The sequence below is a fragment of the Streptomyces apricus genome (genome assembly GCF_008369065.1).
GTDB lineage: Bacteria > Actinomycetota > Actinomycetes > Streptomycetales > Streptomycetaceae > Streptomyces > Streptomyces apricus.
On record NZ_VDFC01000297.1, the window covers coordinates 1 to 563 of the forward strand.

Annotated in this window: 1 protein-coding gene; it reads left to right on the forward strand. The window is 69.2% G+C overall.

What is annotated here, in order from left to right:
• Positions 1-563 (forward strand): SDR family NAD(P)-dependent oxidoreductase (locus tag FGF04_RS39785; protein ID WP_149516233.1); only part of this gene is annotated, 563 nt, incomplete at both ends.

The following is a 563-nucleotide window of genomic DNA, read 5'->3' on the forward strand; positions in this document are numbered from 1 at the left end:
CGTCAGCGTCAGAAGTGTATAAGAGACAGGCCCCAGACCGCTGAAACACCTGCTCCCTGGAACGCCACAGGCACCGTCCTCATCACCGGCGGTACGGGGGGTCTGGGGGCGTTGGTGGCCCGGCATCTGGTGGCCGAGCACGGGGTGCGGCAGTTGCTGCTGACCAGCCGTCGGGGTATGGCGGCCCCCGGCGCCGGTGATCTTCTCGAAGAACTGTCCGGACTCGGCGCCACGGKGCGCATCGAGGCCTGTGACGTGGCCGACCGTGGCGCGCTGGCTGTGCTCCTGGCCGGGATCGATCCTGAACACCCGTTGTTCGCTGTGGTGCATGCGGCGGGGGTGCTGGACGATGCCCTGCTCGCGGATCTGACGCCGCAGCGGCTGCAGAGGGTACTTGCACCGAAGGCGGATGGGGCCTGGCACCTGCACGAACTCACCCAGGACATGAACCTGACCGCGTTCGTGCTGTTCTCCTCCATCGCCGCGCTCCTGGGCGGCGTGGGCCAGGCCAACTACGCCGCCGCCAACGCCTGCCTGGACGCCCTGGCCCAGCACCGCCAGCG